The organism is Paralcaligenes ureilyticus (assembly GCF_004346225.1).
GTDB classification, from domain to species: Bacteria; Pseudomonadota; Gammaproteobacteria; order Burkholderiales; family Burkholderiaceae_B; genus Paralcaligenes; species Paralcaligenes ureilyticus.
Genome location: NZ_SMAJ01000011.1, coordinates 1 through 23,094, shown reverse-complemented (window position 1 = coordinate 23,094; position 23,094 = coordinate 1). Strand labels below are relative to the sequence as shown.

18 protein-coding genes are annotated in these 23,094 nt (G+C 57.9%); 11 read left to right on the top strand and 7 right to left on the bottom strand.

Going from position 1 to position 23,094, the window contains the following annotated elements; translation table 11 throughout:
- Nucleotides 1-5: 5 nt before the first annotated feature.
- The 3 genes from EDC26_RS13655 to polA all read right to left on the bottom strand — a co-directional run bounded on the left by EDC26_RS13655 (nt 6) and on the right by polA (nt 4,559).
- Entirely contained in the window at nt 6-965 is a 960-nt protein-coding gene (locus EDC26_RS13655) for a threo-3-hydroxy-L-aspartate ammonia-lyase (RefSeq protein WP_132583540.1), read from the bottom strand.
- A 22-nt stretch (nt 966-987) separates the two neighbouring features.
- Nucleotides 988-1,776, bottom strand: a complete 789-nt coding sequence (locus EDC26_RS13650) for a dienelactone hydrolase family protein (RefSeq protein WP_132583538.1) — start codon at nt 1,774-1,776, stop codon at nt 988-990.
- A 65-nt stretch (nt 1,777-1,841) separates the two neighbouring features.
- Entirely contained in the window at nt 1,842-4,559 is a 2,718-nt protein-coding gene (polA, locus tag EDC26_RS13645) for a DNA polymerase I (protein ID WP_132583536.1), read from the bottom strand.
- Between polA and EDC26_RS13640 the strand changes: the two genes are divergently transcribed.
- The 6 genes from EDC26_RS13640 to pdxR all read left to right on the top strand — a co-directional run bounded on the left by EDC26_RS13640 (nt 4,558) and on the right by pdxR (nt 11,609).
- Nucleotides 4,558-5,256 (top strand): LOG family protein, encoded by a 699-nt coding sequence (locus tag EDC26_RS13640; protein ID WP_481859726.1) that lies wholly within the window; start codon nt 4,558-4,560, stop codon nt 5,254-5,256. The genes polA and EDC26_RS13640 overlap by 2 nt on opposite strands.
- Before the next feature lie 73 nt (nt 5,257-5,329).
- Nucleotides 5,330-6,814 carry an NAD-dependent succinate-semialdehyde dehydrogenase gene (locus EDC26_RS13635; RefSeq protein WP_132583534.1) on the top strand — a complete coding sequence of 495 codons (1,485 nt, stop codon included), beginning with the start codon at nt 5,330-5,332 and terminating at the stop codon, nt 6,812-6,814.
- Between the two features lie 322 nt (nt 6,815-7,136).
- Complete coding sequence (gene tauA / locus EDC26_RS13630; RefSeq protein WP_132583532.1) at nt 7,137-8,174, top strand: taurine ABC transporter substrate-binding protein; 1,038 nt, start codon at nt 7,137-7,139, stop codon at nt 8,172-8,174.
- 89 nt (nt 8,175-8,263) lie between these two features.
- A complete protein-coding gene (locus tag EDC26_RS13625) occupies nt 8,264-9,076 on the top strand; it encodes a taurine ABC transporter ATP-binding protein (RefSeq protein WP_132583737.1) in 813 nt (270 codons plus the stop codon).
- Entirely contained in the window at nt 9,069-9,896 is an 828-nt protein-coding gene (locus EDC26_RS13620) for an ABC transporter permease subunit (RefSeq protein WP_132583530.1), read from the top strand. Before EDC26_RS13625 ends, EDC26_RS13620 begins: the two co-directional genes overlap by 8 nt.
- Before the next feature lie 201 nt (nt 9,897-10,097).
- Nucleotides 10,098-11,609, top strand: a complete 1,512-nt coding sequence (pdxR, locus tag EDC26_RS13615) for a MocR-like pyridoxine biosynthesis transcription factor PdxR (RefSeq protein ID WP_132583528.1) — start codon at nt 10,098-10,100, stop codon at nt 11,607-11,609.
- Between the two features lie 307 nt (nt 11,610-11,916).
- On the opposite strand, the gene EDC26_RS13610 is transcribed toward pdxR, so the two are convergent.
- A complete protein-coding gene (locus EDC26_RS13610) occupies nt 11,917-13,326 on the bottom strand; it encodes an NAD(P)/FAD-dependent oxidoreductase (RefSeq protein ID WP_132583526.1) in 1,410 nt (469 codons plus the stop codon).
- A 67-nt stretch (nt 13,327-13,393) separates the two neighbouring features.
- Nucleotides 13,394-13,786 (bottom strand): nuclear transport factor 2 family protein, encoded by a 393-nt coding sequence (locus EDC26_RS13605; protein ID WP_132583524.1) that lies wholly within the window; start codon nt 13,784-13,786, stop codon nt 13,394-13,396.
- 350 nt (nt 13,787-14,136) lie between these two features.
- Here EDC26_RS13605 and xsc point away from each other — a divergent pair, with 350 nt between their 5' ends.
- From xsc to EDC26_RS13585, 4 genes are all read left to right on the top strand, one after another.
- Entirely contained in the window at nt 14,137-15,939 is a 1,803-nt protein-coding gene (gene xsc, locus EDC26_RS13600; protein WP_207915156.1) for a sulfoacetaldehyde acetyltransferase, read from the top strand.
- 104 nt (nt 15,940-16,043) lie between these two features.
- Entirely contained in the window at nt 16,044-17,042 is a 999-nt protein-coding gene (gene pta / locus EDC26_RS13595; protein ID WP_132583522.1) for a phosphate acetyltransferase, read from the top strand.
- Nucleotides 17,043-17,742: 700 nt separating this feature from the next.
- Nucleotides 17,743-18,159: a PaaI family thioesterase gene (locus EDC26_RS13590; protein WP_132583520.1), complete on the top strand. Its 417-nt coding sequence runs from the start codon at nt 17,743-17,745 to the stop codon at nt 18,157-18,159.
- A 96-nt stretch (nt 18,160-18,255) separates the two neighbouring features.
- Nucleotides 18,256-19,299, top strand: coding sequence for a metal-dependent hydrolase (locus EDC26_RS13585; protein WP_132583518.1), 1,044 nt, complete (start codon nt 18,256-18,258; stop codon nt 19,297-19,299).
- A 165-nt stretch (nt 19,300-19,464) separates the two neighbouring features.
- Here the strand turns inward: EDC26_RS13585 and EDC26_RS13580 are convergent, their stop codons facing one another.
- Nucleotides 19,465-20,421, bottom strand: coding sequence for a tripartite tricarboxylate transporter substrate binding protein (locus EDC26_RS13580; RefSeq protein ID WP_132583516.1), 957 nt, complete (start codon nt 20,419-20,421; stop codon nt 19,465-19,467).
- A 52-nt stretch (nt 20,422-20,473) separates the two neighbouring features.
- The gene (locus EDC26_RS13575; protein ID WP_165931032.1) at nt 20,474-21,634 is read right to left on the bottom strand and encodes a mandelate racemase/muconate lactonizing enzyme family protein; all 1,161 of its coding nucleotides are present in this window, start codon (nt 21,632-21,634) and stop codon (nt 20,474-20,476) included.
- 139 nt (nt 21,635-21,773) lie between these two features.
- Here EDC26_RS13575 and EDC26_RS13570 point away from each other — a divergent pair, with 139 nt between their 5' ends.
- Nucleotides 21,774-22,730: a LysR substrate-binding domain-containing protein gene (locus EDC26_RS13570; protein ID WP_132583512.1), complete on the top strand. Its 957-nt coding sequence runs from the start codon at nt 21,774-21,776 to the stop codon at nt 22,728-22,730.
- The last annotated feature ends 364 nt before the right edge of the window (nt 22,731-23,094 follow it).

Here is a 23,094-nt window from a genome sequence, read left to right as displayed (position 1 = left end):
TGCCGCTACGGCGTGAGCAATTCGCACAGGCGCGTCAGGTCGACATTGCCGCCGCTCAGCACCACGCCGACACGCTGGCCCTTGATCTGGTCCTTGATCCGGCGCGCCGCCGCAAACCCCAGGCAGCCGGTGGGCTCGACCAGCATTTTCATGCGCGCGGCAAAAAACCGCATGCACTCGATCAGCTCGGAGTCGCTTGCCGTGAGGATGTCGTCGACATCGCGACGGATAATGGCAAAGGTCAGCGGGCTTAAATGCTGGGTTTGCGCGCCGTCGGCAATGGTACGCGGCGTGTCGATATGCACGATGGAGCCAGTGCGAAAGGACTGCTGGCCGTCGTTGCCGGCTTCGGGCTCCACGCCGTATACCTTGCACGCGGGCGACAGCGCACGCGCGGCGAGCGCCGATCCGGACAACAGGCCGCCGCCGCCCAGGGGCGCGAACAACGAATCGAGCTCGCCAACTTCGTTGAACAATTCGCGGGCGGCCGTGCCCTGGCCGGCCAAGACATCCGGATGATCGTAAGGAGGAATCAGGGTCATGCCCTTTTCATCGGCCAGCTTGCGACAAATGGCTTCGCGATCTTCGGTATAGCGATCGTAGAGCACCACCTGGCCGCCATAGCCTTTGGTGGCCGCCATCTTGGCGGCCGGTGCATCCTGGGGCATGACGATGGTGGCGGCAATACCCAGAATTCGCGCGGCGAGCGAAATGGCCTGCGCATGATTGCCCGATGAAAATGCCAGCACCCCGCCCTTGCGCTGGCTCGGGTCGAAACGCGACAAGGCGTTGAACGCGCCGCGAAACTTGAAGGCGCCCATGCGCTGAAAATTTTCGCACTTGAAAAATACTTCGGCGCCCAGCTCTTCGTTAACCGTGCGCGAGGTGAAAACAGGGGTTTGGTGCGCCTGGTTTTCAAGGCGATCGGCGGCGGCAATAACATCGTCATAGGTAGGAAGGTTCATACAGATTCCGTTTTTCAATTACTTACGCTAAATAACGCCCAAACCACTCCAGCGCACGCGCCCACGCATCCTCGGCGTCGGCCTTGCGATAGCTGGGGCGATAATCGCTATAAAAAGCATGGCCGGCATCCGGATACACCACAAAACGCGAAGCCTTGGAGGCCACGCCGCCATGGGCCAGCGCCGCTTCAACCTGATGCAGGCCGGCCAGCGGGATGCTGGCGTCGTGCGCGCCGTACAAACCCAGTACAGGCGCATGCACACTGGCCGCCACGTCGATGGGGTTGCGCACCTGCAAGGGGCCATGGCCATTGACCAGCCGCCCATACCAGGCGACGGCCGCCTTGCACGCCGGATTATGCGCCGCATACATCCAGGCCAGCCGGCCGCCCCAGCAAAAACCAGTCACGCCCAGACGCGCCACATCGCCGCCCTGCGCGGCCGCCCACTGCACACTGGCATCCAGATCGGCCATCACTTGCTCATCGGGCACTTTGGCGACAATCTCGCGAATCAACCCGGGTATATCGGTATAAGACCCGGCATCGCCCTGCCGCTGGTAGAGCTCGACGGCCACGGCAAAATAGCCCTCATGCGCAAAACGGCGGCAAACGTCTTGAATATGTTCATGCAAGCCGAAGATTTCCTGTATTACCAGAATAACGGGCCGCTGAGCCTGCTTGGCAGGCGCGGCGTAATACGCCTTGATCGCGCCGTCGTAGGTCGGCATATCGAACAGGCCGTGCCTGAGGCCGTCGGACGAGGTATGGATGGTGGTGCCGGCAGCGCCGGTAATGGGAGAAAAAGACATGTCAGCCCTCGGTACAAATAAAACATAGCCTTAAAAAGGCGACGCAAGCATTGGCGCAACCGCTTTCAATGTGCCTGCTCCCAGTTTGGCCCCATGCCTACCTCGGCCACGAGCGGGACGCTTAATTGCGCGACATCGCACATCAGGCCGGGCAGGTGCTGAACCAGCACTTCCACCTCGGCTTCGGGTACATCGAAGACCAGCTCGTCATGCACCTGCATGATCATTATCGTCTTGAGCTGTTCGGCATCGAGCCAATCCTGTACCGCGACCATGGCCATTTTTATAAGATCGGCCGCGGTGCCCTGCATGGGCGCATTGATGGCGGCCCGCAAGGCGGCAGCCTGGCGCGGCCCTTTGGCGCCGCGCAACTCCGGAAACCACAAGCGCCGCCCGAAAACGGTTTCAACATAACCCTGCTCGCGCGCTTTCGCACGCGTTCGCTCCATATACGCCGCGACCCCCGGGTAACGCACGAAATAACGGTCGATATAGGCACGCGCGGCGTCGCGGGTAATGCCCAGGTTGGCGGCCAGGCCAAATTCGCCCATGCCGTATATCAAGCCGAAATTAATGGCCTTGGCCGCGCGGCGCTGTTCGGACGAAACCTGATCGAGCGCCACCCCGAGCACTTCAGCGGCGGTCGCACGGTGAATATCTTCGCCTTGCGCAAAAGCGCGTTGCAGATTTTCGTCGCCCGACACATGCGCCATGACGCGCAGCTCGATTTGCGAGTAGTCGGCCGAAACGATCTGCCCTTCGGTCGCCACGAATGCCGTACGCACCCGGCGACCCTCGGGGGTACGAACCGGGATATTTTGCAAATTGGGATCCGACGAAGCCAGGCGCCCGGTAATCACCGCCGCTTGGGCATAGCGCGTGTGTACGCGCTGCGTATCGCGGTTAATCATTTTGGGCAGCTTGTCGGTATAGGTGGACTTAAGCTTGGCCAGGCCCCGATAGTCGAGCAATACGCGCGGCAAGGGATAATCGTGCGCCAACTTGGTCAGTACATCTTCATCGGTCGACGGCGCCCCCCCTGCGGTCTTGCGTACGACCGGCAAATGCATGCGATCGAACAGGATTTCGCCCAGTTGCTTGGGCGAATTCAGGTTAAAGGGCTGTTCGGCCAGCTCGTACGCCTTCTGCTCCAGCTGCACCAGTTGCTGGCCGATTTCGTGGCTTTGCATGGCCAACGCATGCGCGTCTATGCGCACCCCGTTGCGTTCTATGGTGGTCAACACGGCCGAAGCCTTGATTTCGAGCCGGTAAATGGCCTCAAGGCCCGCCTCGCGAGCAATCTGGGGGCGCAAAACCCTATGCAGCTGCAGCGTAAAGTCGGAATCTTCGCTCGAGTAATACGCCGCCCGGTCGATTTCGACTTCGTCAAAGCCGATTTGCTTGGCTCCCTTGCCGCATAATTCTTCATACGTGACGCCGGTGCGTCCCAGCCAGCGTTCGGCCAATTCCTGCAAACCGACGCGCCGATGCGATTCCAGCACATACGCCTGCAACATCGTATCCTCGGTGATGCCAGCCAGGCGCACACCTTCGTTCATGAACACATGGGCATCGTATTTGGCGTTATGCAAGAGCTTGGCCACCGACGCGTCTTCGAGCCAGCGGCGCAAACGATCAAGCACCTCTTTCTTGGGTAATTGAACCACTCGGTCGGGGCCACGATGATCCACCGGAATGTAGCAGGCAACGCCAGGCGCAACCGACAGGGAAATACCCACCAGGCGCGCCTGCATCGGGTCGAGCGACGTTGTTTCGGTATCAATGGCCACCAGATCGGCGCCTTCGATCTTGCCCAGCCAGGCGTCAAAGGCGTGCCAGTCGAGCACGGTGTCGTAGTGCACCTGGGCAGGCGCTTCGGGCGGCTGGGACGCCACGCGGCTATCTTGCGCCGGCACGCGCTCGGGCTCGCCGCTTAACTCGCGCAGCCAGGTACGGAACCCGTAATAATCGTAGTACTTCAGCAAGGCCTCGCGATCCGCCGGCCTGGCAACCAATTCGGTCAGATCGTCAGAAACGCCGGGAATCTCGCAATCCAGCTTCAAGGCCAGTAAACGCCGCGTCATCTCGAAATGGGGAATCGCCTCGCGCAGATTGTTACCGACAGCCCCCTTGATGGCATCGGCGTGAGCCACCAGGCCCTCGACGGACTGATACTCGGTCAGCCATTTGGCCGCCGTTTTGGGGCCGACCTTGGCCACTCCGGGAACATTATCGACGCTATCGCCGATCAACATCAGGTAATCCACAATCTGGGCCGGAGCAACGCCAAATTTCTTTATGACGCCGGCGATATCCTGCCGCTCGCCGCTCATGGTGTTGACCAGTTCCACATGTTCGTCGACCAATTGGGCCAAGTCTTTGTCGCCCGTGGAAATAACCGTATGCAAACCGGCCCGGGTGGCGCGCTTGGCGAGCGAGCCGATCACGTCGTCGGCTTCGACACCGGGCACGGCCAGCACCGGCCAGCCGAGCGCCGCGACTACCTTATGGATAGGCTCGATCTGCGCCACCATGTCTTCAGGCATGGACGGCCGTTGCGCTTTGTACTGAGGATAAATGTCGTCGCGAAACGTACCCCCCTTTGCGTCAAACACGCAAGCCAAGTAATCTGCCTTGTAATCTAACAGCAGTCTACGTAACATGGCTACGACACCATAGAGAGCCCCCGTGGGCTCTTCTTTAGCGTTTCGCAGATCGGGCATGGCATGATAGGCCCGATACAGATAGCTGGATCCATCAACAAGCAACAAGGTTTTTTTCATGACAATAAGTAAAATGGCCCGTACGAGTAAAATAGCCCGTACGTCTGTAGATCAGCAGATTCCCCGAATTATGTCAGAGATGCAGGCCGCTGCGGACCGCCTCAGGGAAGTCGGCTGGGGTGTCAGCGTTTTTGGCAGCGCCCGCGTCACGCCACAATCCCCCTATTATGCACTGGCGCAGGCCGTCGGCGCCCGATTGGCCAAAGCGGGCCTGACGCTGATCGCCGGCGGCGGGCCGGGCATTATGGAGGCCGCCAACAAGGGTGCCTACGAGGCAGGCGGCAAAAGCATAGGGTTGAACATCACGCTGCCACACGAAACCACCCACAATCCATACCAGACGCACAGCCTGTATTTCGATTTTTTCACCTCGCGCAAAGCCACCTTTTTTATGCATAGCGCCGCCTATATTGCCCTGCCGGGCGGGTTTGGCACACTGGACGAAATCTTCGAAATCGCTACCCTGGTTCAAACAGGCAAACTGCCGCCTGCGCCTATCGTTTTGATGGGCGCCTCGTTCTGGTCGGGCCTGATCGAGTGGATAAATGCTCAACAGCTCAGCAATAAGTTGATCGGCCCGCACGACCTGGAACTGTTTACCGTTTCCGACGATATCGATCTGGTCATGGATCAGATCGAAGCGTTCTGCACCAACTACGCCGAACACCTGGAGTGCGCGCCCGCCATACCTGAATGAGCAGCGTACAATAATTCCGACAGCTCAAACCTTTCCAACTACGCCCTTATCCTGCCTCTTATCTCTTACTATTATGACGACCACAAAACTTCCCATCCATTTGCAAGACTCAACGCTTTACCGCACCCAATCCTATATCAACGGCCAATGGGTGGCCGCCGACGATGCCAGCACCTTTACGGTTGACAACCCATCGACCGGCGCGATCATCGCCAAAGTTTGCAATCTGGGCGCGGCCGAAACCGAGCGCGCCATCGACGCGGCCAACAAGGCGCAAAAGGCCTGGCGGGCTCGCACCGGCAAGGACCGCGCCGCGATATTACGCCGCTGGTTCGACCTGATTCTTGCCAATGCCGAAGATCTGGCCCAGATCATGACCCTGGAGCAGGGCAAGCCTATCGCCGAATCGCGCGGTGAAATCGTTTACGGCGCCTCATTCGTCGAATGGTTTGCCGAGCAGGCCAAACGGGTCACCGGCGACATCATGGCTTCGCCCAACGCCTCAAACCGCATGCTGGTCATGCGCGAGCCCATTGGAGTTTGCGCCGCCATTACGCCGTGGAACTTCCCCAATGCGATGATCACCCGCAAGGTTGCTCCCGCCCTGGCCGCGGGCTGCACCGTGGTTCTCAAGCCGGCGGAGCAAACGCCGCTGTCGGCACTGGCCCTGGCCGAACTGGCCGAACGCGCCGGCATCCCCGCCGGGGTAATGAATATCATCGCCGCCGACAGCGAACGGTCGATTGCCGTGGGCAAGGTGCTTTGCGCCAGCCCCATCGTGAAAAAGGTTACGTTTACGGGCTCAACCCCTGTGGGCCGCATCCTGCTGCAGCAAAGCGCCCCGACCGTTAAAAAACTGTCGCTGGAACTGGGCGGCCTGGCGCCATTCATTGTCTTTGACGATGCCGATATCGACGCCGCCGTCGACGGCGCCATCGTATCGAAATACCGCAATGCGGGGCAGACTTGCGTTTGCGCCAACCGCCTTTATGTACACGCCGCCGTGTACGATCAATTCATCGAAAAATTGGCCGTCAAAGTTCGCAGCGTCCTTAAAGTCGGCGACGGCTTTGCCCAGGCCGTGACCCAAGGCCCGCTGATCGACGACGCGGCTGTCGCCAAAGTGCAGGAACATGTCAAGGACGCTGTCGACAAAGGCGCAAAAGTGGTTATGGGCGGCAAGGCCCACGCACTGGGCGGACGTTTTTACGAGCCCACCATCCTGTCCAATGTGGGCGAAGATATGCTGTGCATGCGCGAAGAAACCTTCGGCCCCGTGGCGCCGGTGGTCAAATTCACCGATGAAGCCCATGTCATTGAACTGGCGAACAACACCGAATACGGCCTCGCTTCGTACTTTTACAGCCGCGACGTCGGCCGCATTTTCCGTGTAGCCGAAGCGCTGGAATACGGCATGGTGGGCGTCAATACCGGCCTGATTTCCAACGAAGTTGCACCTTTTGGCGGAGTCAAGCAGTCCGGACTGGGGCGCGAAGGCTCGATCTACGGCATGGACGATTTCATGGAGCTCAAATACGTATGTTTGGGCGGGATTTAGCGCTGTAGGCGGTTATTTCAGACGAGACGTAGTGGCAGCCCTTGTGGCTGCCATTTTTCCTACCCCTCCCCCTCCTGCCTTCAATCCCCCTAGGCAATTACCCTTAATCCATCCGGCCGCATACCCTGCGTTTACTGGATTTCCCAGTAGAAACACAGGCGAAATTGATTCGCCGCAGCAATCCGCCAAAACTGGCTCTATCTAATAAAATCAACTGGACCTAGCCTGCCCCGGGTAGTATAGGCACTATTTAGTCACGCAGCGAAACACACGAATATGTAGCGCTCAAAGAAGTGCTCGACTACCTGGATGGAGACTCACCATGCAATCGTTATTCCGACGTGCACGCAAATTAAGCCTGTTGGGCCTGGCGTGTGGCACCCTGGCGCTAAGCGCCGCCACTGCCCAAGCAGAAACCACTCTCGTAGTGGGATATCAACAAATTGTAGGGCCGTTTGTCAGCGCCATCGCCGATGGCAGTTTCGATCGCGCAGCCAAAGAGGCCGGATACAAAATCGACTGGCGGCAATTCAGCTCGGCCGGCGACATCTCCACCGCATTGGCCTCGGGGGATGTACCTGTAGGTGTGCTTGGCTCGACCGGCATTACAGCCGCCGCCACGCGTGGTGTCGACATAGAGTTGTTCTGGATTCTGGACAACATCGGCAAATCCGAGGCGCTGGTGGCCCGTAACGGTTCGGGCATTACCAAACCCCAGGATCTGATCGGCAAAAAAGTCGCCGTACCCTTCGTCTCGACCTCGCACTTTCACCTTCTGGTCGGCCTGACCAAACTTTGGAAGATGGACCCATCCAAGGTCAACATCCTGAACATGCAGCCGCCTCAAATCGTTGCCGCCTGGCAGCGCGGCGACATCGACGCCGCTTATGTCTGGCCCCCAGCATTGACCGAAATCCAGAAAACCGGCACCACCATTACCGATTCGGCCCAGATCGGCGCGCAAAGCGTTCCCACCTTCGACGGCATTGTCGCCAGCAAGGCATGGGCCGCCAAAAATCCCAAGTTCATGGCGGCATTCACCAAGGTGCTGGCAAAGTCGTACAGCGACTACAACGCCAATAGCGCAAAAATGGCCTCCAGCTCGCAGGATATCAAAGGCATCATCAAAATGATCGGCGGCAAGCCCGACGACATTCTCTCGGCGCTCAAACTCCTGATCTTCCCCGACGCCAAGGAACAAGCGTCCAAGACCTGGCTGGGTGGGGGCAAAGATAGCGGCGCCGTACGCGCCCTCACCGCCAGTGCCGACTTCCTGAAGTCGCAACGCCAGATCGACCGCGTGCTAGGCGACTATGCCCCGTTCGTAAACAGCTCGTACGCCGAAGCGGCCAGCAAATAGTCTCCTTCCACACCCAGCCCGAACCTGCGTCCCATGCAGGCCAGGGCCGGGCCTCACCTCAGCCCAAGGAGTTCAGCATGACAGCGCCTATGGAAGCTTTGCATGTCACCGGCGTCAACGTTACCTACCCCAGTTTGCAGCACGGCGGCTCGGTAGTGGCGCTCAAAGACGTCAATCTACAAATCAATTCCGGCGATTTTGTCGTGGCGCTCGGTGCGTCGGGCTGCGGCAAAACAACGCTGCTGAACTTGCTGGCGGGTTTTTTATCGCCCACGCAAGGGGAGTTGCTGTTGGGCAACAAGCCCATCGTAGGGCCAGGCTCGGATCGAGGCGTAGTATTCCAGAAACACGCCCTGCTGCCCTGGCTTAACGTAATGGAAAACACCGAATTCGGTTTGAAGCTGCAAGGCGTCCCCAAAAACCAGCGTCGCGCCACCGCAGCGAAGAACCTGGAACTGGTGGGCCTGCAGGATTTCCACCAGCACATGATCTACCAATTGTCGGGCGGCATGCAGCAACGCGTAGGGATCGCCCGTGCGCTCACCTGCAATCCCGCCATGCTGCTCATGGACGAGCCAATGGCCGCTCTTGACGCGCTTACCCGTGAAACCATACAAGAGCTATTGCTCGACGTCTGGCGGCACACGAACAAGATGTTTTTCTTTATTACCCACAGCGTCGAAGAAGCACTGTTTCTAGGATCGCGCCTGGTAGTCATGTCGCCCCGGCCGGGGCGGATCACCCACACCTACGAGCTGGACTTCAACAAACGATTCCTGGAGTCCAGAGACGCACGCGCCATCAAATCCAGTAAAGACTTTATCGCCATGCGCGAAATCATCCTGAGCATTATTTACGGCGATGAACGTGCCGCTGAACAATCGGAGCCGATTCATGTTTAGGAAATTCTTTTTGGTTAAACCTGCCGCGCCAGGCAAGGTTTACGGGGCCCCGGGCGCGGGCAACAGCGTCTTCATCAGTGTCATGACGGCAGTCGTCCTGATCGCCCTATGGTTTCTGATCACACGGGTCGGGCTCATCAAGCCCATTTTCCTGCCTTCGCCCGGCGCCGTCTACGATAAGTTCATCCAAGCCATGACCGAGGGCGTGGCCAACTCCACGCTCGCGCAGCATACCGCGGCCAGCTTGAGCCGAGTCATGGGCGCCTTCTTCCTGGCGCTGGTCACGGCCGTGCCTGTCGGCATATTAATGGGCGTCAATCGTATCGCCCGGGGCCTGTTCGATCCTATCATCGAGTTTTACCGCCCCCTGCCGCCGCTGGCCTACTTGCCCTTGGTCATCATCTGGTTCGGCATCGGCGAATTCCCCAAGGTTTTCCTGATCTACCTGGCCATTTTTGCGCCCATGGCGATCGCAGCCCGGGCCGGAGTCAAATCGGTATCCATGGAGCAAATCCACGCGGCCTACGCCATGGGCGCGACCAGCACCCAGATTATCTGGCACGTCATTCTCAAAGCGGCCATGCCCGAAATCTTTACCGGCATGCGCATAGGCATAGGCGTGGGCTGGACCACCCTGGTGGCGGCCGAAATGATTGCCGCCTCGCGCGGCCTGGGCTTCATGGTGCTCAATGCGGCCCAGTACCTGGCCAGCGACACCGTCATCATGGGGATCATCGTCATTGGCTTTTTCGCCTTTATTTTCGATCTGCTGGTGCGTTATCTGGAAAAGATACTGATCCCATGGAAAGGCAAGGCCTGATCCCAGGTTAGGAAATTTGTAGCGGCACCCCTTGTGGGTGCCTTTTTTTGTCATTGCATAGATGGCAGCCACAAGGGCTGCCACTACATAACGGCAGCAACCACCATTTCCGAGATACGTCTTCCAGACTCTGGTATCGTATAAGGCAACTCCCCGCTGGCTTGGGCGGGGGTTATATTCGCCTACAGGGTCGATACCGCCATGCAGCAACCCACCGCACCCGCTCAGTCTGTTTTATGGGCCACGCTGTTCGAACGCGTCAGCGATTCGAACCTCAGCCTGCAGGGTCGTATTCGACAAACATTGGTGTCCGCCATTCTGTCCGGGCACCTGCCACCGGGCTCATCCGTGCCTTCGAGCCGTCTGCTCTCCGACAGCCTGGGCGTCGCGCGCAACACGGTGGTGTTTGCCTACCAGCAATTGGTGTCCGAAGGCTATCTGGTGTCGCGGGAGCGCAGTGGCCACGTCGTTGCCAACGACGTCCTCCAGGGGCGAGTGGCCGCGGTGTCCGAACCCGCCACCGGCCAGATGGCGCAACCCCGGGCATCCTGGGATCAGCGCCTGAGCTTTCATCCTTCGACTCAACGCAATATCGTCAAGCCCGCCGACTGGCAGACGCTTCCGTTTCCGTTCGTTTATGCCCAATTCGACGCGTCCCAATTCCCCACGGCGGAATGGCGCGAATGCTGCACCAAAGCCTTATCGGTGCTTGATATCCGCAGTTGGGCTCCCGACCTGATCACTCACGACGACTCCGTGCTGATCGAAGAAATCCGCACCCAGGTTCTGCCCCGGCGGGGTGTCTGGGCGGAAAAAGAAGAAATAGTCATTACCGTAGGCGCTCAGCATGCGCTCTATCTGCTGGGCGATATGCTGATTCAGAGCCACACCGTGGTGGGCATGGAAGATCCGGGCTACCCCGATGCACGCAATACCTTCGCCCACCGGACCGCGCATCTGTTGCCGCTGCCTATCGATCGCGACGGCCTGTGCATTACGCCCCAGTTGCTCGATTGCGACTACCTGTTCGTGACCCCCAGCCATCAATGCCCCACCACGGTAACGCTACCGCTTGCAAGACGCGAAGCGCTACTGGCCATGGCCGAGGAAGCCGACAGCATCATTATCGAAGATGACTACGAAACAGAAAATCGCTACGACAACACCCCCACCCCTGCGCTCAAAAGCCTGGACAAGAACGGGCGTGTCATTTATGTAGGCAGTTTGTCCAAAAGCTTTGCGCCGGGCTTGCGCATTGGCTATATCGTTGCCCCCAAAGAGCTGATCCATGAATTACGCGCCCTGCGCCGCCTGATGCTGCGCCATCCCTCAGCCTATATACAACGGGCATTTGCCCTATTCATCTCGTTGGGCCATCACCATGCACTGCTGCGCCGATTGTCCGTCATCTACCAGGAGCGCGCCCGAGTCCTGACCGAAGAACTGGGCAAGCATCTGCCGGAATTCGAGCTTATTCCATTAAGCGGCGGGTCATCGTGCTGGGTCAAGGCCCCCGAGGGCGTCAATACACAAGAACTGGCCGATCTGGCCGTCAAACAAGGGGTATGTATAGAGCCGGGCCATGTTTTTTTTCATAACGCCCTGCACGATCGGAACAACTACATACGCATGGGTTTTAGCGCCATTGACAGCAGCCGCATTGGCCCTGGAATCGAGCGTCTGAGCAAGGTTTACCGCGAGATGCGTGGTTAATGACGCCACGTTTTTGTAGCGGCACCCCTTGTGGGTGCCATTAGGGCATTTTCGATTCAAATGTTTACGGAACTGAACGCGTTTCGCGTCGCTGTTTTTTTGCGCCGTTTTGGGTGGGGTATTTTCTTAAGACGCCGCAGGGCGAGGGGTGGGTAGGGGCGGCGGGCAACGTGATAGAGGCAGGCCGCCGGCCGGCCCCGCCCCGGCCCCCATAGACGGCGTCTTCAAATACCCAAACATCCCATGCCGTATACAGATTGACCAAAAATGCCCTAGCGATATCGACAACCGAAACAGCATCCGCCAATCAAAGATGCTCGTCGCGCAGATAATAATATTTATACAGCATGGCTTGGCCCAGGCGGCGGAACGGCGCGAACAAATGGCCCGGCAGCGGCGAGTTGTAAATCGGCAGATTCCATTGTTCACCCGGACGGCCCATGATCCGCTCCGCGAGCCTGCGGCCGGCATGAGATGAAAACGAAACTCCGTTGCCACCGTAGCCAAACGCGTAATAAATTTGCTCGCGAGGATCGGGCTGAGTAATGCGCGGCATCATGTCATGGCTGACATCCACCCATCCCCACCACGAATACGCAATAGGGATATTGCGCAGACTGGGAAATTTCCGGTACAAGCCTTCCTTCAACAACTCGAAATGACGCGGATTCTTGGCATCGGCGCCGGTCACCGAGCTACGGCTGCCAATCTGCATGGAGCCGTCGGGCAACAAGCGATAATAAAAACGCAGGGTGCGCGTATCCGTAATAAATGTGGTGGTCTTTAGGCCCGCCTCGGCCCTTTCGGCCTCGGTCAACGGGCGTGTCACCATCGAATTGGACAAGATGGGCATGATCTTGCTGGTCAGGCTTTTGTGCAGCCCTTGCGGGGTGTACCCACCGGTGGCCACCGCCACGCGGCGAGCGCGCACAATGCCGCCTGGCGTGCGCAGATGATGCACGCCGTTGACCGTTTCCCAGCCCAGCACCGGACTGGCCGGATGAATCTTCACCCCCAGGGCGCGCGCCTTGCGTATATAGCCGAACGCCAGCTTCAGCGGATGGACGCCCACGCCATCGGGCTCATGCAAGGCTCCGTGGGCTTCCTGGTCGCAGACATACTGCTCATGCAGCTCGGCCCTGCTGAGCATCCGTGTGTTGTAGCCGAACACGTCTTTCATGATGCGCGCTTCGTTCTCGAGAAAGGCCATTTTTTTTGCACGATGGGCCGTATACAAATGACCGCCGGGCTGCGCATCGCAATCAATCGTGGCCACCATGCTTTTCCAGTATTCGAATCCGCCGCGGATTTCAGCATCCAGACGCTTGGCGGTGTCCAGGCCCCAACGCTGGATCCACTGCGACCGATAGAGTCTGCCCGAGGCGTTCTGACCCTGACCGCCGTTGCGGCTGGTGCAACCCCAAACAGTACGGTTGGCTTCCAGCACAATCGCCTTGACCCCATGCTCTTGCGCCAGATTCAAGGCGGTGGCCAGCCCCGTAAAACCGGAGCCGATAATCACGATGTCGGCGTCGATATCCGAGTTGATGGGGCCATCGTCCTCGGGAGGAGTACCTGCCGTTCCTACCCAGTAGGTCGGCGCATAAGCCTGGCCGCGTCCGGTTGGGGTGACTAAAGGATCGAACAAGGGATCGTAAGGACTTTCCTTGAACGACGCCGGATGCGCGCCATTAACAACTTCGGGACTGGCTGCCATGATGACTCCGTGGATAAGTACTGGGTAAAGCGGCGCGCCATTGCGCCGTCAAAATGAAAGCGGGAAATCAGGCCTTGGCCTGGATGGGCGGGCGGTTTTTTCGGAAAGCGTTCTTGCGCAGGATTTTTCCATCGCGAAACACAATCAGGTCAACCATATTGGCTTCAATATGAGCGCCGTCGGCGGCCGTGCCGGTAAAGGTAGACTCCATGACGCCCTGGTCGCCCTTGACCCAGATTTTTGGGTTGCGCCACTGTGCATCGGGAATGGTCAGCCATGCCGACTCAAAGGCCTTGCGCACAGCATCCATCCCTTCATACCGGGTGCCATACACTTCCGATCCCCCTACGCCCTCAAACACGCAGCGATCATGCATGCACGCCATCAGGCCATCAATGTCGTGGCGGTTCCAGGCCGCACCGAACGTTTCGAGTACTCGGGTCAATGTTTCATCAGACATGTTTGGATCTCCTGTAAGTTTGGCAGCGCGAAGCGCACGCTCGCCTTGCAATATTGCTAAGTTAGGAGATCGCCGATGACGGGTCTAGAGCCAGAGCAGACGTTTCGCATAAGCCAGTTGGGAAGTCGTTCAAGCCGGCACAGAGGAGCAGTAGCCGTAAATCTACATATCAAATACAATTAATCGGTACAATTGGTTCCATCTTCAATAATTTTTAATTGACTTTTTTTCATAAGACACATAAAGTATTTGTGAATATTAAATATCGGAATAAAATATACCGATATCTAATTTTACTCCCCACTGTTTGTGATGATCAGACCGCAATAACCACCAAAGGAAGAGATGAAATGAGCTCCAGCAAACCTACTCCTGCTCCCGCCCCCGGCCCGCAAAAGATGACGCCGTCCGAGGCCTTTGTTGAAACCATGGCCGCCAATGGCGTCACAGAAATGTTCGGCATCATGGGCTCGGCGTTCATGGATGCCATGGATATTTTCGCGCCGGCAGGCATCCGCCTGATTCCCGTCGTGCACGAACAAGGCGCCGGCCACATGGCCGACGGCTACGCCCGCGTGAGCGGCCGCCACGGTGTGGTCATTGGCCAAAACGGCCCAGGCATCAGCAATTGCGTCACCGCCATTGCAGCCGCCTATTGGGCCCATTCACCGGTCGTGATCGTCACCCCTGAAGCCGGCACCATGGGCATCGGCCTGGGCGGCTTCCAGGAGGCCAATCAGCTACCCATGTTCCAGGAATTCACCAAATACCAGGGCCACGTTACCCATCCGGCCCGCATGGCCGAATACACCGGGCGCTGCTTCGATCGCGCCCTGTCGGAAATGGGTCCTACTCAACTGAACATTCCGCGCGACTATTTCTACGGCGAAATCAAAGCCGAAATCCCCAAACCCCAACGCCTGGATCGCGGCGCGGGCGGCGAAAACAGCCTGAACGAAGCCGCTGAAATTCTGGCGCACGCCAAGTTCCCGGTCATTATCTCGGGCGGCGGAGTGGTGATGGCCGACGCGGTCGAAGAGTGCAAAGCGCTCGCCGAGCGCCTGGGCGCGCCGGTCGTCAACAGCTACCTGCATAACGACTCCTTCCCCGCCAGCCACCCTCTGTGGTGCGGCCCCCTGGGCTATCAAGGCTCCAAGGCCGCCATGAAACTCATTGCCCGCGCCGACGTCGTGCTGGCCCTGGGCACACGCCTCGGACCTTTCGGCACGCTGCCCCAGCACGGCCTGGACTACTGGCCCAAAGACGCCAAGATCATCCAGATCGACGCCGACAACAAAATGCTGGGCCTGGTCAAGAAAATTTCGGTCGGTATCTGCGGCGACGCCAAGGCAAGCGCCATTGCGCTGACGCAACGCTTGGCCGGCAAGAAGCTGGTTTGCGATGCCAGCAAAGAAGCCCGCGCCAAAGAAATCAAGGCTGAAAAGGCTTCGTGGGAAAAAGAACTGGACGAATGGACCCATGAGAAAGATCCCTTCAGCCTGGACATGATCGCCGAGCAAAGCAAAGAGCCGGGCCGCTATCTGCACCCGCGCCAGGTTCTGCGCGAGCTTGAAAAAGCCATGCCCCCTGACGTGATGGTCTCGACCGACATCGGCAACATCAATTCAGTTGCCAACAGCTATCTGCGCTTCGAGAAGCCGCGCAGCTTCTTTGCCGCCATGAGCTTTGGAAACTGCGGCTATGCCTTCCCGACGATCATTGGCGCCAAGGTGGCCGCGCCCGAACGCCCCGCCGTATCGTATGCCGGCGACGGAGCCTGGGGGATGAGTCTGATGGAAACCATGACCTGCGTGCGCCACAATATTCCGGTCACCGCGGTGGTCTTCCACAACCGCCAATGGGGCGCCGAGAAGAAAAACCAGGTTGATTTCTACAACCGCCGCTTCGTGGCCGGTGAGCTCGACAACCAGAGCTTTGCGGGTATCGCCAAGGCCATGGGAGCCGAAGGCATCACGGTCGACAGGCTCGAAGATGTGGGCCCCGCGCTTAAAAAGGCGATCGATCTGCAAATGAATCACGGCAAGACAACGATAGTCGAAATCATGTGCACGCGCGAGCTGGGCGATCCGTTCCGGCGCGACGCTTTGTCCAAACCGGTTCGTTTCCTTCCGAAGTACAAAGACTACGTATAAACTGCTTTACATGGGGCTCTCTCTTTAACGTCGATCTCATATTCGCTGCGTTGATCGATGAGGGGGCTCCATTTTTTATACACCCACCAACGGAGCGCACGGCCATGAATGCACTAGATCGATTATTAGCGCAGGCACGCCGATCGCCGCAGCGCATCGTGCTGTGCGAGGGCGAAGATCTGCGAGTGCTGCAGGCTGCGGCCCGCGCCGCAAAAGAACAGATTGCAAAGATATACATGGTGGGCCGGTGCGAAGCCATCACGGCGCTCGCCGCCAAGCACGGTCTCGATCTGAGCGCGATGCGGTTGATCGAGCCGGGCACGTCTGCACTATTGCCGGAAATCACTCAGACCCTCCTCGATTTACGCCATAAGCGCGGCATGACACCCGAACAGGCGGCCGAAGCGGCGCTGGCGCCGCTGACCTTTGCCGCCCTTATGGTGCGGCTGGGTCACGCTGACGGGTCGGTGTCCGGCGCGGCGCACACTACGGCCGACGTGGTGCGCAGCGCGATTCAATTGATAGGCGCCAAGCCCGGTACGCGGCTGGTGTCGAGCTTTTTCATCATGCTGCGCGAAGAGCCGTTTCATGGGGATACGTCGGCCATGATTTTTTCGGACTGCGCCTTGGTGGTGAACCCTAACGAAGAAGAGCTGGCCGATATTGCTTTGGCGGCTGCCAACAGTGCACGGCAGTTGTTGGGGGTAGAACCGAAGGTGGCAATGCTGTCGTTTTCCACGAGCGGCAGCGCGCACCATCACGATGTACGCAAGGTGGCTCATGCAACGGCTTTGCTGCGGGAGAAGGATCCGGCGCTGGCGGTCGATGGCGAGGTGCAGCTCGATGCAGCGATTGTGCCTTCGATTGCGGCACGAAAGGTGGTCGATTCTCAGGTCAAGGGCGAAGCCAATGTGCTGATTTTCCCTAATCTGGATGCCGGCAATATTGGCTACAAGCTGACTGAAAGGCTGGGACACGCATGGGCAATAGGGCCTGTGCTGCAGGGGCTGAACAGGCCTGCGAATGATTTGTCGCGGGGATGTAGCGCGGAGGACGTTTTCAACGTGATTGCGGTGACGGCGGTGCAGGCGCAGGGGTTGTAGGCACTGGTTTCTGTGGCGGCACTGGTTTTGCAACGGTACTGGTTTTTGTAGCGGCACCCCTTGTGGGTGCCATTGTTTTTATTGACATACATAGGTTCTTAACCCGCGGCGACGGCGGCCCAGGCGGGCGTGCTCACTTCGTCCGGTCCTGGCGTTGCCAGGACTGCCTGCGTCAAGCGCCTGGATTGGGGCGGTGCGCAAACTCGCAGGGCGAACAGCCCCCCGGGCTGTTCGCAAGCTTCCTGCTCAAACAGTGCGCCCCTTGCCTCCCCAATCCAGGCGCTTGACGCAGCGGACTCAAGTTCGCCGCCCGCCTGGGCCGCCGTCGCCGCTTCGAACTTGTATATTGAGGAAAATCCGGCCCAATCGATCCATGCCGTAAGTGTTGGGCGTCATGTATGCCTCGTCACGACGCCTATTTTCTCTCAATGGCACCCACAAGGGGTGCCGCTACAAAACATACCTGCGGAGTATGTAGTGGCAGCCCTTGTGGCTGCCAACAGTAGCTGCCAAAATCATTGTGCAAAAATCACTGGCAGCCAAGACGCTTCAGTTAGACTATCGGGGGCAACCACTCTGCGCACCCGTCCGATAAAATCGGGAGAACACCGAATTCGAAGATTCATCAGCTCGTATCCAATCGGCCCGTATCGCAACGGTCGGGCGTCATGCACTCCCAATCAAAAGGTCTATTTTTCCTATGAATGACATTCAGGAACGAATTACAGCCAGCTTTGCAGCGCAGGGCCTGATGGCAACGCTTGGAGCGCACCTTGTGTCGGTCGCAGACGGTGAAGTGCAAATAGAGCTGCCATTCTCCGAGCGGCTTTCTCAGCAGCATGGCTATGTTCATGCCGGCGCAATAACAAGTGTCGTTGACAGCGCATGCGGATATGCCGCGTTGACCAAAGCGCCGCCCGAGTGCGAAGTTGTCACGGCCGAGTTCAAAATTAATTTTTTACGCCCAGCGATCGGCGAACAATTCCTGGCCATCGGAAAGGTACAGAATTCGGGCAAGCTTCTCACGGTCTGCACAGGAGAGGTCCGGGCCATCTCGGGGACCACCCACAAGGTGATTGCCATCATGCAGGCAACGATCGTTAATGTTCGTTCGTGACGCCGAACCACGGCCTTTTATGTCCGTGAAGCCAACAGCGCCTTCTTCACTGTAAAACCGGATAAATACCACGATGGTTCGCCCCGAAAGTTTTTCATGGATTCGATAACCCACGCAGTGATGGGCGCGTGCATTTCCGGCACCCTGCTGGGACGCGCTCACGGCCGGAAAGCTTATGTGGCAGGCGCCGTCCTGGCTACCCTGCCTGACCTGGATGTGCTGATCCGTCACGCCAATCCTGTTGCGGCCATGATCAGCCATCGCAGCTTTTCTCATTCTCTGTTTGTGCTGACGGCGCTTGCGGCGGTATTGGCCTGGGGTCTGCGGCGCTGGCGGCCCGCGCAAGGCTATGGCGCGAGCCGCCTGTTTCTGGCTGTGTGGCTAGTGCTGGTCACGCACCCGCTGCTCGATGCCTTTACCAGTTATGGCACGCAGTTGTTCTGGCCATTCAAGCCTGTGCCCACCAGTTGGTCCAGCCTATTCATCATCGATCCGTTCTACACCCTCCCCTTGCTGCTTGCCGGCCTGGCGGGCCTGATTGCCGGAGCCACGCCGCGCACTCTGCGTGCCGCGCATTGGGCGCTGGGGATCAGTGTTGCTTACGTGGCCTTATCCATAGGCTTGAAGGCCACTATCGAGGCGCGTGTACATGCACAGCTGGCACATAAAGGCGTTGCGGTCCAGGCTATGTTCTCCACGCCCGAACCTTTCAGTATTTTGCTGTGGCGCGTTGTGGCGCGCACAGGCGATGATCACTATATCGAAGCGATAGCCGGCGTGTTCGACAACCAGCCAGCGGAACTCATCGAGCAGCCGCTGCATACCTCGATACTTCCTGCAACGCCCATACTGCCTTGGCTGACCCGCCTGCAGTGGTTCACCGGCAACTGGCTGCGGTACGACGAGATTCAGGGCCAACTGATCGCCACCGACCTGCGCATGGGTCTGGGCGTGGGCTATTACTCGTTCCGCTTTCGCCTGGCGGAACGAAATCCGGACGGCACATGGCGAGCGGTCGTGCCCACACGCTGGCCCTCGCCGCCGGCGCTGGATGCGCTGTGGACCACGTTGCACCGTATCTGGCGGGAAGCACCGCCATTGCCGCTAAACGCATGGGCCCGCCCCATGGAAGCCCAATAGCGGAAGCCCGAGGTTGGGCCGGAGAGCCATGCGAGCAAACAGCAATGGCACCCACTAGGGGTGCCGCTACAAGTATTAATACGTCGCTACAAAATTAGGCCTGAGCGCCGTCGCCGCTCTGCCCACAAACGATTCAAAAAACGAACGCTTTTAAGATCACGAAAACTACTTCGCGCCTATAGTCTGTAAAAACTTACGCCGTTCCGCCACTTCCCCGATCACATAATTCTGCATTTCTTCACCCGTTATATTCAATGGAGACTGCACGTTCTGCGTCATAAATTTCTTCCAGGCCGGATTTGCTTCCACACGGTCCATGGCGGAGGAAAGGACGGCAATGACATCGGGCGGCGTTCCCGTCTTGACCATGACGCCGCGCCAAAGGGCTTCCACTACGTCATAGCCCTGTTCTTTAAAGGTAGGCACATCGGGAAAATAATGATCGCGCTCTGGAGTACTAATCGCCAGCAAGCGAAGGTCACCGTGTCGCAGCTGTGGCAAGGCCGAACTTGGCGTAATGACGGCAGCATCCAGAAACCCGCCCATCAAGGCCATGACGGCTTGATTGCCTCCCTGAAATGGAACCCATACTCCCTCGAAACGAGCCGCCTGCTGCAGGCGGTAGTAAACGAACTGATGAAAACCGGCGGCGGCGTAACCTCCAATATTGATTTTATCGGGATCCTTGCGTAACGCTTCGACAAGCTGCGGCAGCGTGTGAAACTTGCTGTCCTTTCGTACCGCAATTGCCGATGGCTCGGCCTGCAGGCCTCTTAGAAAGATAAAATCATTCGTCGTATAAGACGATTTTCCCTCCGCCATGAAAAATGACGTTGAGCCAGTCGCGGAGACGACGGTATAGCCATCCGCGGGCGCATTGGTCGCTACGCCCATCCCAACGGCCCCAGTGCCTCCAGGTCTGTTTTCTACGATGACTGTCTGTTTTAATTCGCCCCCCAAAAATTTGGCCAAAGTCCGCATCATCAGGTCTAGCGAAGACCCCGCAGCCGAAGTGCAAATGAAATGTATTGGTTTGTCGGGATAGCTCGCCAGGCTAGGGGAACTCCATAGCAACAGGCTCACGCCGACCAATAACAATCGAGCAATCCATGTATTTTTCATTTTTCCGTCTCCTCCTCCGGCTCAGACCGGCGGCATTAACCTGCGTGTGGAGTCAAAGCCCCATTGGGACATCATCCTCGCTCGCACGAAATGTCCTTGCGGGATAACCTTGATACGGCCGGGCACGCACAGCATCTTCGATAACGTCCAATCCTAGTCCGGGCCCCTCCGGCAAAGTGATATAGCCATTTACAGGCACAAGCGGGTTGCGTGCCACCACGCGGCCGAACTCCTCGTAGGGCAGAAAATATTCGGTAATAATGAAATTCGGCATGCAGGCTGCCGCGTGCACGGTCGCCGACAGCGACAAAGTGGTTGAGTTGTAGTTATGGGGGGACACCGCGATCATTTCGGATTCTGCCGCAGCGGCTATGAACATCAACTCTAGAATGCCTCCACAGTTGGAAACATCCGGATTGATGATGTCCACGGCACGCTCCCGGAACAATCGACGGAAATCGGCCCGGCCATACATTGCCTCCCCGCTAACCACCGGAATAGGGCTCGCCGCGCGAACCTCTGCCAATGCATCCAGATTTTCGACCTGGCAAGGCTCTTCAAACCAATAAGGTTCAAACTCCGCCAGAGCATTCGCCAAGCTGATGGCGTGCATAGGCGCCAAACGCCTGTGGATATCCAAGAGCAGGTCAACATCCGGGCCAACCGCATCCCGAACAGCGCGAAGAACCTCAACCGAGTGGCGTATATGCTCCTTTGGCACATAGGTGCGCCAAGGCCTGGGCAAAGGGTCGAATTTCATCGCGGTAAACCCTGTCCGGGCGACGCTTTCGGCGGCTCGTGCGAAATCGTCCGGTTTCTGCATCTTGTAGCTCCAGCCATTGGCGTACACGCGTATCTTCTGGCGGCATGGCCCTCCCAGCAGGTTGTACACCGGTTGCCCCACGGCCTTCCCGGCTATGTCCCAAAGGGCTTGTTCGATTCCCGATAGCGCGCACCAGTACTCCAGCGACGATCGGCGTTGCGCGTAATCATCGAATGCGATCTGGACGAAATGCCGAATGTGGAAAGCATCACGCCCCACCAGATACTGCCCAAGCTCTTCCACCTGCGCAGCGATTGCACGATCGCGGTCGTACTGGCTGTAGGCCTCACCCCAGCCGACAATACCGTCATCCGTTTCAACACGGACAAAAACCAGGTTCTTTCTCCAACTGGGATGGACAATAAGGCATTCGACTTTCTTGATTTTCATGAATTGGCTTCCAGGCGCATGGATACGATGACACTTACGATCTCCGGCCAATATAGCTGTCATCAAAAATGATGTAAATGATATATTATTGCTATAGCGTGATGCTAAAAAATACATCATATTGCCAGGCCAAACAGTCATGACAGTCCCCGCAAAAAAACCTCTGCAGCGTCGCCATATTGAAGCCCTGGTATCGATCGCCGACCACAGTTCAGTGCATCGTGCCGCTATCAGCCTTGGCATGCCTCAACCAGCGCTATCCCGACTGTTGTCCGAGGCGGAAGATCGGCTAGGAGCTCGCGTCTTCGAACGCTCTGTGCACGGCAGCAAGCCAACTATTCGAGGAAAAGCCGTTATCACCCAAGCTCGCTTCGTATTGCGCGGCATAGAGCGGCTGGACAAAATTACCGATGCCTCCGGCTCGACCGTAAAGCTGGGTTGCATACCGCGAGCCATGCATTCCGTGATGCCCTATCTGCTAAGTCGAGTACATTCGCAGTCATCTGGAGACCACGCGTCAAGTGGCCTTCCCGTTTTTCGAATGAACGTTATCGAAGACAGTTCCATTCTGCTCTTTGACGCGCTCTGCAAGGAAAAACTGGACTTCGCCATCATGCGGCACGTAGCAGGAGCGGCTGGAATCAGCAGCGACTTCATGGCTGAACGGCTCTACGAAGAGCGTCCTCTTATCGTTTGCAGTGCCGGGAACCGGACATTCGGGAAACGCACTATCGATCTGGCAGTACTGGCTGATCAGGAATGGATTTTGCCGTCGCTTGAAACAACTTCCAGAGCCGTGCTGGATCGATTCTGGAACGACCAAGGACTACCACCGATCAGGTCGGTAATTGAAACGCGCACATTCGAATCCAATCTTGCACTAGTGGCCGACACCCCTTTTATTTCAATCGTTCCCGAATCCATAGCCCGTCGTTACGCTGGCCTGGGTCTGGTAAAAATACTCAATGTACGCCCAGCCTTACCGGCGAGTACCGTCATGCTGGTTTATAACCATGCGATAAAAGCCGACACCGTGCTAGAGCCCTTTCGCCAGATCATTCATGCCGCGGCACACGACGCGCTCAAGAAATTCTGAACGCAATGTAATGGCTTAACAATTTTCTCCTGACACTCAATGTTGAGCCCAAGAGCCGCGCAAGCAAACAGCAATGGCACCCACTAGGGGTGCCGCTACAAAAGCATCGCTACGAAATGGCAACTACAAGGGCTGCCAATATCGGCAACGACAAGACAGCACCTACAAAATCAGTCCCGCAAACCCACGCAAGGCGACGGCGGCCCAGGCGGGCGGGCGAGCTTGAGTCCGCTGCGTCAAGCGCCTGGATTGGGGAGGCAAGGGGCGCACTGTTTGCTGTGGTCTAATTTTGGAGGACACTTTTGAAGTGAATCATTATTAATTTATAAGGTGATTCCATGACAAAGAAACAAGAACCGGGCCA